This window comes from Geminicoccus flavidas (assembly GCF_009806515.1).
GTDB classification, from domain to species: Bacteria; Pseudomonadota; Alphaproteobacteria; order Geminicoccales; family Geminicoccaceae; genus Geminicoccus; species Geminicoccus flavidus.
Map to the genome: position 1 here is coordinate 1 of NZ_WUJP01000271.1, position 8,083 is coordinate 8,083.

The window sequence follows — 8,083 nt, forward strand, 5'->3', positions numbered from 1 at the left end:
TGCCCTGATCTTCGACCAGGCACGCCCGCACGGGCTGCGGCAGACGCTGGGCGAGGTCCACCGCACCGCGACGCTGGTGCGCGACCAGATCAGCCACGACGCTTGGCGGCTCCTTGCAGCACTGCATGGCGATCCCGCCTGGCGCACCCGCCCCGCGCGGCTGATCGGGTGGCAGACCGCGGAGCTGCTCGATGTTGGCTTGCGCCAGCTCACCGCGTTCGCCGGCACCGAAGCGGAGAACATGACCCGCAACTATGCCTGGCGGTTCATCGAGATGGGCCGGCGCATCGAGCGGGCGTCCAACCTGGTCGACCTGCTGCGCGGCCTGGTGATCGGGAACGACGCGATCGGCGCCGACGGCATCCTGTCCCTCTTGCTCGAGCTGGGCGACAGCTCGATGACCTACCGCTCGCGCTACCTGACCCGTCCGCTGCTCCTGCCGGTGCTGGACCTCCTGCTGCTGGACGAGACCAACCCGCGCTCGGTCGCCTGGCAGCTCCACCGGATCGCCGACCATGTTGGGTGCCTGCCCCATGCCGAGGAGGCGGCCCATAAGGGGCCGGACCGGCGCCTGGCCCTGCGCATGGCGAGCCTCGTGCAGATCACCGAGATCGAGGCCCTGGCCAGGGGGGAGCAGCCGCTGCCGGGGCTGGACCGGCTCCTGGAGGAGCTGGAGTACGGCCTGCCCGACCTGTCCGACCTGATCAGCCGCGCCTACTTCGCCCATACTGAGCGGATCGTCACCACTTCGGCGCGCAGCCGGAGCCGGGTGCCGTGATCCTCCAGGTCAGCCACCGCACGACCTATCACTACGGCCTGCCGGTCTCGATCGCCCACCATGTCCTGCACCTCTCGCCGCGCCTGACCGACCGCCAGGAAGTGCGCCGCTTCCAGCTGGAGATCCGGCCCGCACCGACCGCGATGCGCAACACGCTCGACTTCTTCGGCAACGCCATGAGCGTGGTGACGCTGGAGCAGGAGCACGACAGCTTCACCGTGATGGCCCGCAGCGAGGTCGAGGTCCGGACCAGGCCTGGGCTGCTGCCGGAGCGCAGCCTGCCGGTGGGGGCACTCGACAGTCCGGAGGCCCAGCCCGACCTGGCCGATGCGCTGGATGTGCGCCAGTTCCGCTTCGAGTCGCCCGCGGTGCGCTGCCCGGACGAGCTGCATGCCTGGTCGGCCGCGATGTTGGCGCCCGAGCGGCCGGTGCTGGCCGCCGCCCTCGAGCTCGGCCACCGGATCAACCGGGACTTCACCTACGATTCGGGCGCCACCGCGGTCGGCACCTCGGTCGCCGAATGCTTCGCGCTGCGGCGCGGGGTCTGCCAGGACTTCGCCCACCTGATGCTGGCAGCCATGCGCGCGCATGGCGTGCCCGCCCGCTATGTGAGTGGCTATCTCCTGACCCGCCCCCCGCCCGGCAAGCCGCGCCTGGTCGGCGCGGATGCTTCCCATGCCTGGGTCCAGGTCTGGGCGCCGCCTTTTGGCTGGGTCGACCTCGACCCCACCAACGACGTGATCCCGGGTGAGGAGCACGTGACGGTGGCGTTTGGCCGCGACTTCACCGATGTCAGCCCGGTGAACGGGGTCATCTTCGGCGGCGGCGCCCACCGGGTGGAGGTCGAGGTCGACGTGGCCCCGCAGCCCGATTAGGCGACCACCGCCTCCGCCTCGATCTCCACGTCGTAGTCGCCCACCAGCCGGCCGACCTCCACCAGCGTGTTGGCCGGCCGGATCTCGCCGAAATAGCGGCCATGCACCCGCGAGACCGCTTCCCACTGCTCGGCGTCGCGCAGGTAGATGCGGGTGCGGACCACGTCGGCCATGCTGCCACCCAGCGAGCGGATCGAGGCCGCGATCTTGTCCAGGATGTAGACGGTTTGCGCCGCCGGATCGCCCTGCCCGATCATCTCGCCGCTGCCATGAGTGGCGGTGGTGCCCGAGACCAGGATGCGGTCGCCGATCCGCACGGCGCGAGCATAGCCGCAGACCGGCTCCCAGACGCTGCCGCTGTCGATGCGCAGGCGGCCGGGCCGGCCATCCACCGGGACGGCCTGGTAGACCGGCGGCAGGCTGTCCAGGTGGTGCGACAGGTCGCCGGACGCGGTCAAGAAGGGTGGGCGGCGATATTCGTCCCCGCAGTCGCCCGGGATCGGCCGGCTGCCGGCCAGCGCCGCGTCGATCCGTTGGAGGTCGGTTTCGTCCAGGGCGAAGCCAAACAGGCGGCGATTGTCGTCGCGATGCTCGCTCTCGCCGAGCCTCGCACCGACGATCACCGCACCCACCGCCTCCTGCTGCATCACCCAGCGGGTCGCGACATTGCTGATCGAGACCCCGTGCCGCTTCGCCACCTCGGCGCAGGCCTGCAGGATCGCCTGCAGCACGTCCCAGCCGCCGGCAGCATCGATGAAGCGCCGGTACTTCATCTTGCTCCAGTCGCCGATCTGGCCCGGCTCCGGCCGGCCCAGCCAGCGCTCGGACAGGAAGCCGCCGGCGAGCGTGCCGTAGGCCAGCAGCCGGATGCCGTGCGCCCGGCAGAACCCGGCCATCGGGCTGGTGGCCCGGCGGTCCAGCAAGGAAACGCAGACCTGGTTGGTGACGACCGGGATGCCCTCGGCGACCAGGACGCGCAGATGGTCGGTGTCGGTATTGGTCACGCCCAGATGGAGGACGCGACCCTCCTCCTTGAGCCTAGCCAGCTCGCGCATCGCATCCAGCCAAGCCGGATGCTCGAACAGCCACCAGTGGAACTGCAGAAGGTCGATTCGCTCGGTGGCGAGGCGGCGGCAGGCCAGGTCGACTGCCCGACGCACCACCTCCGCCGTCATCGGCCCGGGCTCGGGGCACCATTTGGTGAAGGTGGCGAGCCGGGCACCGGGCGGGGCGGCGAGGCTCCTCTCGGCCAGTGCGGCGCGCAGGCGGCCGGCGATGACCTCGGCACTGCCGTAGTGATCGGCCATGTCGAAGCTGTCGAAGCCGTCGGCGAGATAGGCGTGCAGGGCCCGGGCCCCCTCGTCCGGGTCGATCGTCCCGGACAGGCACTCGATGTCGGCCACCTGCCACAGCCCGGTCACCACGCGGGCGACCTCCAGGCCAGGTGCTAGTTCGATCCTCTCGACGGCGGGAAGCGGCGCTGGCATGGCTGGCTGACCTCGGCAGGAATGGGCCGGCCCCGGTTAGCAGGTCGGCGCGCGGACGTTGAGGTCATCGTTCCTGCCAGGCCGGGCTGCGGCCAAACGACGACGGGAGAAACTGCTTGGCCGTAGGCGCTACCGACCGGGTCCGGATCCAGGAAGTCCAGACCCTGAGCCAGGACCATTATGTCCTGCGCAAGTACCGGTTCGACTACCGGGGCCGCGACGGCACCTGGCGGCCGGTCGTCCGCCAGGTCTATGACCGCGGCAACGGCGCGGTGATCCTCCTGTTCGACCGGCAGCGGCGAACGGTCGTGCTGGTCCGCCAGTTCCGCCTGCCGGCCCTGGTCAACGGCCATCCGGACGGCTTCCTGCTGGAAGCGCCCGCCGGCCTCTTGGACGAGCGCGAGCCGGCCGAGGCGATCCGCCGCGAGGCCATGGAAGAGACCGGCTTTCGAGTCATGCGGGTCGAGCCGCTGTTCGCCCCCTATATGAGCCCGGGCTCGGTGTCAGAGCGCCTCCATTTCTTCATGGCCGAGATCGACGCCACCATGCGCGACGGTGATGGCGGCGGGTTGGCGGAGGAGAACGAGGACATCGAGGTGGTGGAGCTGCCGTTCGACGAGGCGCTGGCGATGATCGGCCGGGGCGAGATCGCCGACGCCAAGACAATCATGCTCCTCTACCACGCCCGGATCGCCGGGCTGCTCTGAGGATCACGCGGGGGCCGGGACGGGCAGGATCTTCCTGCCCCGGCCCCTGGCGCCCGTCGCCTACTCCGCCTCGGCCTTGAGTCGGCCGACCTCCTCGGCGCTCATCTCGCCGATCGTGGTCACCTCGCCATTCTGGATCCGCCACAGGCGGAACGGCCCGGTGATGTCACCATACTGGTCGAACTGCACCGGCCCGGTGACGCCCTCGTAGCGGATCGGCTTGCCTTCGCCGATCAGCGCCAGCGCCTTTTTGAAGCCGTCCGGCCCGGCATGGACCGTCTCGCCCGCAGGATCGACCACCTTCGGGATCGCCGCCTTGATCAGCGCCTTGTCGGGCTCTCCGGCGATCGCCACGGCGAGGCCCACGATCGCCGCGGCATCATAGGCCCGATCGGCCGCCGGCGCCTGGCAGTCGAACTCCTTGGCAAAGCCATTATAGGCCTCGCAGAAATAGTCGGTGGACGGCGTGGCGGTGGTGCCAGACGAGGTGCCGAACGCGTCGTCCAGATATTGGGGACCGACATCCTGGATGAAGTCGGCGGAGTTCATGCCGTCGTTCAGGAGGAACTTCGCCGGCCCACCCTGGGCGATCCAGGTCCGCGCGACCGTGGTGCCGTCGCCCGGATAGGCCACCAGATAGAGGGCCTCCGGATCGCCTTCGAGTGCTGCGGTGACTTCCGGCTGATAGGAGGCCTGGTTCTGGTTGTAGGGCGTGACCGAGGTGACCGTGCCGCCCAGCCGAGCGAACACCTTCTGGAACTCGGCCACCATGTTGACGCCGAAATCATTGTTCACATGGACGATGGCGAGCTTCTTCAGCCCCTGATCGATCGCATACTTGGCGGCAGCCGTGCCCTGCAGCGCATCAGAGGTGATGGTGCGGAAGAAGATCCCGCCGGTCTTGCCTTCCTTGGCGAGCGTGGTGAGCGTCGGCGAGGTCGAGACCGGCGAGACCTGGACCACGCCGGCCGGGCCGGTCACTGCGGTCACGATCGGGATCGAGACTGAGGAGATGTCACCGCCGATGATCACGGGAACCTTCTGCAGGTCGACCAGCTGGCGCGCGGCGTCGACCGCGACCGTGCCCTGGCTCTGCGCGTCGCGCACATCCGCCACGATCCTGCAGCCGGCCGCACCGCCTGCCTCATTCAGGTCCTGGAAGGCCAGCTCGACCGACTTGGCCGCCGCCTGGCCGAACCGCCCGGCCGGCCCGGTCAGGGACAGGACGGAGCCGACCGTGATCGTGCAGTCCTGGGCGGCGGCCGCCGCCACGGGCTGCAGGGCGGTGGCGGACAGGGCGGCGAGCGCCAGGACGGCTGGACGAAGCTTCACGGAATGATCCCCCCGGATACGGCCGCGGGCGACCTGGGCGCCGGCGGCTCAAGAGGCGAAATGGAGGCTGGCCAGGTGCCGGCCGTCAAGCGTCGGCACCACGCTCGCAGGTCAGGCCGGCGCGTCGCCGAGGTCGTATTTCATGATCCGGCCGTGCCGCCCCGCCCGATCGCGCTCCAGGTCGAAGCAGTCGCCCGCCAGTGGGCGGCGCTGTGCCAGGACCGCGTCGATCGCGGCCTGGTCCGCCTCGTCCAGCACGAAGCCGAAGGTGGCGAGGTTGGCGGGCAGGTGGTCGGCATAGCGGGCGCCCACGATCACGCCGGCCACCTGCGGGCGGTCCAGCACCCAGCGGGTGGCGACATTGCCGATGCCCACGCCATGTTTGTCGGCGATCCGCTTCAGGCAGGCGAGCAGGGCCTGGAACAGGTCCCAGCCACCAATGTCGTCGATGATCAGCTGGTACTTGACCAGCGAGCGGTTCTCCAGCCGGTCCGGCTCCGGCTGGCCGAGCCAGCGCTCGGTCAGGAAGCCGCCCGCCAGCGTCCCGTAGCAGAACAGCTTCATGCCATGCGCGGCGCAGAGCGGCACCAGGCCCTGCTCCGGCCGGGAGTCGAGCAGCGAATACTGGCTCTGCATCGACACCAGCGGGTAGCCGGCCGAGATCAGTGCCCGGCTGTGCCAGGTGTCGAAATTGGTGCCGCCCAGAAGGTGGATTTTGCCGGCCTTCTGCAGGTCGACCAGGTGGCCAGCCGCCTCCTGCCAGCCCGGCACCTCATAGTCCCACCAGTGGAACTGGACGAGGTCCAGCCGCTCGGTCCGGAGCCGGGCGAGCGAGCGGTCGATGACGCGGGTGACATAGGCGCGGTCCACCCGGTGGAGCTGACCCAGGTCGGGCACGAACTTGGTATGGGCCTTGAGCCGTGCCCGCTGCTCCCTCGTGGCACTGGCACGGAACCGGCCGATCAGCTCCTCCGCACCGGTGTAGATGTCGGCGCAGTCGAAGGTGGTGATGCCGGCATCGACGAAGGCCGCCATCTCGGCCACGGCACGGTCCTGGTCGACCGGCCCGTGCCCGCCGGCGAGCTGCCAGGCGCCGCGCAGCATCCGGGACACCTGGTAGCCCGGCACCAGCTCGAACGTCTCGACACTCATCACGGCGCCTCCGCCCGCAGGGTCACTCGGGTCGTCTCGCCATGGCGAAAGGCCGTGCGCCCGGTGCGGCGGATCAGAAAGCGGCCGCCGCAATGCGGATCCGGGCAGGCGACGACGGCATCGGTGGTCATCCAGTCGTTCGGGTGGGTGTCGCGCTGCTTGGCCGGCAGGAGCGGCAGCAGGGCCGCCAGCGGATAGATCGGGAAGCTCTGGCCCGGCGGCATCGACAGGTTCTCCCCCGACAGGAACAGCCGATCGCCGATCTGGTGGTTGCACACCATCGGCCGGTCCGAGCCGATCACCTCGATCTCGAGGTCGAAGAGTTCGAAGACGTCGTCAGGCAAAACCTAGTTCCGCTGCTGAGTCCGGGGCTGGGCCGGCGCCGGGCCGGGCTTGGTCAGGTGCCAGACGATCACGCCCGGCAGCCCCACCCAGGCGGCCGCGTTCGCGTCCGGCAATGGCTCGCGGGCGACGGTCATGGCAGATTCCGGCGTGAGCGGCGATTCGTAAAGGCCGCTGAGCTGCAGGCCGGCGTCCAGAGCCGCCGCGGCATAGTCCGCTGCCAGGTGCCGGTTCAGGCGCATGAAGCCCGCCTTGCCCTCGGCAGTGCGGAACTTGGCCTGCCAGCCGAGCTGGACCAGGACCGGGTGGACGTCGCTGATCACCACCTGCCCGCCGGGCCGGACCACCCGGGCAAACTCCCGGAGTGCTGGCCGGAGGTCGGCGACATGGACGAGTGCGAGGGCGCACAGCGCCGCGTCGACCGACGCATCGGGCACCGGCAGGGCGGCAAGGTCGCCTCGCTTGAAGCGGCAGCCCGGCAGCTTTGCCTGCGCCTTGGCTAGCATGGCGGGCGAACCGTCCACGCCCACGACCTGATGGCCGCGCGCCGCTAGCCAGGCGGCATGGCGACCGGTGCCGCAGCCGGCATCCAGCACCCGGCCCACCGGCAGTGCCGCCAGGAGGCGGTGGACGATCGGCTCCTCGATCGGGAAGAGGCGCAGGGGCTGGTCGTAGGTCTGCGACCAGAGGCCGCAGCCCTGGTCGAGGTCATATTCCGGCGCTGCCAGGGGCGCGGCCAGGTCCGGTTCCTCATAGCGCTCGACCAGACTGCGGATCTCGGCGACCCGGGCCTCGCGGGCGGCGGCGTCGCCGGAAAACGCCAGGCGGAGGAGCGCCAGCCCCTCCGTGCCCAGGAGGAGCTGGCCGAGCGTCGGCACCGTCATGGCTGATCCCTCAAACTCACCTCCGCTCATGTGCCGTCAGCTTGTCCTGCGGGATCGGCCTGCGGCTTCCGCATGCGTCCCGTTCGCCGCCATCACCCTGACGAACCATATGAGCCGATGCCTTGTCGAGGCCCAGGCGGCCATGAGCCGGATGCCGGTCCAGTACGCCTGACGATTGCTCTTGGAGACGTTGCGTCCATGCGGATCCTGCGTGGCTTCCTGGCGGGAGGGGTGATGGCTATGGTCATGTCGGCGGCGGCTGCCACGGCTGCATCTCCGCCAGCCTTCGCCAATGTGGTGGTGTTCGGCGACAGCCTGTCCGACACCGGCAATGCCGGGCGGTTCTCGAACGGGCCGGTCTGGGTCGAGGTGCTAGCCGACCGGCTGGGCGTGGAGCTGCGCGCAGCACAGATGGGCGGCTCGAACTTCGCGGTGGGCGGCGCCCAGCTCGATCCGGCTGCCGGACCCTATGGCCTGAGGGTCCAGGTCGACCGGTTCCTCGACATGCCCAGGCCTGCCGGCCGGA

Annotated in this window: 9 protein-coding genes; 4 read left to right on the forward strand and 5 right to left on the reverse strand. The window is 70.0% G+C overall.

Annotated features, from left to right (window positions below):
* Positions 1 to 778, forward strand: a 778-nt coding sequence (locus tag EQG76_RS07495; RefSeq protein WP_200840630.1) for an alpha-E domain-containing protein, incomplete at its 5' end; no start/stop codon positions are given.
* On the forward strand, positions 775 to 1,653 hold the full coding sequence (locus EQG76_RS07500) for a transglutaminase family protein (RefSeq protein ID WP_159712038.1): 879 nt from the start codon (positions 775 to 777) through the stop codon (positions 1,651 to 1,653). The genes EQG76_RS07495 and EQG76_RS07500, both read left to right, overlap by 4 nt.
* Here EQG76_RS07500 and EQG76_RS07505 read toward each other — a convergent pair.
* Complete coding sequence (locus tag EQG76_RS07505) at positions 1,650 to 3,140, reverse strand: aldo/keto reductase (protein ID WP_159712040.1); 1,491 nt, start codon at positions 3,138 to 3,140, stop codon at positions 1,650 to 1,652. The two genes, EQG76_RS07500 and EQG76_RS07505, sit on opposite strands and share 4 nt — an antisense overlap.
* Before the next feature lie 116 nt (positions 3,141 to 3,256).
* Between EQG76_RS07505 and EQG76_RS07510 the strand changes: the two genes are divergently transcribed.
* Positions 3,257 to 3,847 (forward strand): NUDIX domain-containing protein, encoded by a 591-nt coding sequence (locus EQG76_RS07510; protein ID WP_200840632.1) that lies wholly within the window; start codon positions 3,257 to 3,259, stop codon positions 3,845 to 3,847.
* Positions 3,848 to 3,907: 60 nt separating this feature from the next.
* On the opposite strand, the gene EQG76_RS07515 is transcribed toward EQG76_RS07510, so the two are convergent.
* The 4 genes from EQG76_RS07515 to EQG76_RS07530 all read right to left on the reverse strand — a co-directional run bounded on the left by EQG76_RS07515 (position 3,908) and on the right by EQG76_RS07530 (position 7,557).
* On the reverse strand, positions 3,908 to 5,179 hold the full coding sequence (locus EQG76_RS07515) for an ABC transporter substrate-binding protein (RefSeq protein ID WP_200840633.1): 1,272 nt from the start codon (positions 5,177 to 5,179) through the stop codon (positions 3,908 to 3,910).
* Positions 5,180 to 5,290: 111 nt separating this feature from the next.
* A complete protein-coding gene (locus EQG76_RS07520; RefSeq protein ID WP_159712042.1) occupies positions 5,291 to 6,331 on the reverse strand; it encodes an aldo/keto reductase in 1,041 nt (346 codons plus the stop codon).
* Entirely contained in the window at positions 6,331 to 6,675 is a 345-nt protein-coding gene (locus tag EQG76_RS07525) for a TIGR04076 family protein (RefSeq protein ID WP_159712044.1), read from the reverse strand. Before EQG76_RS07525 ends, EQG76_RS07520 begins: the two co-directional genes overlap by 1 nt.
* A gap of 3 nt (positions 6,676 to 6,678) precedes the next feature.
* The gene (locus EQG76_RS07530; protein WP_159712046.1) at positions 6,679 to 7,557 is read right to left on the reverse strand and encodes a class I SAM-dependent methyltransferase; all 879 of its coding nucleotides are present in this window, start codon (positions 7,555 to 7,557) and stop codon (positions 6,679 to 6,681) included.
* Between the two features lie 198 nt (positions 7,558 to 7,755).
* Between EQG76_RS07530 and EQG76_RS07535 the strand changes: the two genes are divergently transcribed.
* On the forward strand, positions 7,756 to 8,083 hold a 328-nt coding region (locus EQG76_RS07535; RefSeq protein WP_235031247.1), incomplete at its 3' end, for an SGNH/GDSL hydrolase family protein.

Excerpts from the sequence above, each read along its gene's own strand:
- EQG76_RS07505 (WP_159712040.1), bottom strand. The coding sequence starts at position 3,140 with ATGCCAGCGCCGCTTCCCGCCGTCGAGAGGATCGAACTAGCACCTGGC.
- EQG76_RS07520 (WP_159712042.1), bottom strand. The coding sequence starts at position 6,331 with ATGAGTGTCGAGACGTTCGAGCTGGTGCCGGGCTACCAGGTGTCCCGG.
- EQG76_RS07530 (WP_159712046.1), bottom strand. The coding sequence starts at position 7,557 with ATGACGGTGCCGACGCTCGGCCAGCTCCTCCTGGGCACGGAGGGGCTG.